The sequence below is a fragment of the Undibacterium sp. Ji50W genome (assembly GCF_049340445.1).
In the GTDB taxonomy this organism is placed as follows: Bacteria; Pseudomonadota; Gammaproteobacteria; order Burkholderiales; family Burkholderiaceae_D; genus Undibacterium.
Genome location: NZ_JBMPOX010000085.1, coordinates 1 through 296 on the forward strand (window position 1 = coordinate 1; position 296 = coordinate 296).

1 protein-coding gene is annotated in these 296 nt (G+C 57.1%); it reads left to right on the top strand.

Going from position 1 to position 296, the window contains the following annotated elements; translation table 11 throughout:
• On the top strand, window positions 1–296 hold a 296-nt coding region (locus tag ACO0K9_RS28130; protein ID WP_422990713.1), incomplete at both ends, for a DUF4372 domain-containing protein.

The following is a 296-nucleotide window of genomic DNA, read 5'->3' on the forward strand; positions in this document are numbered from 1 at the left end:
GGCGAGCACAAGGTCAAGGATTTTTCTTGTCTGGATCAGTTCTTTGCCATGGCGTTTGCGCAATTGACCTATCGGGAATCGCTGCGCGATATCGAGGTCAATTTGCGTGCCCAGGCCCATCGGCTGTACCACATGGGATTTCGTTGTGCGACGATTTCCCGCAATACCCTGGCCAATGCAAATGCCACGCGCCCCTGGCAAATCTACGCCGATCTGGCGCAACACCTGATTGCGATGGCGCGTCCGTTGTACGCCAGCGAGCCGTTTGGCGTGGACCTCGATGCGACGGTCTATGC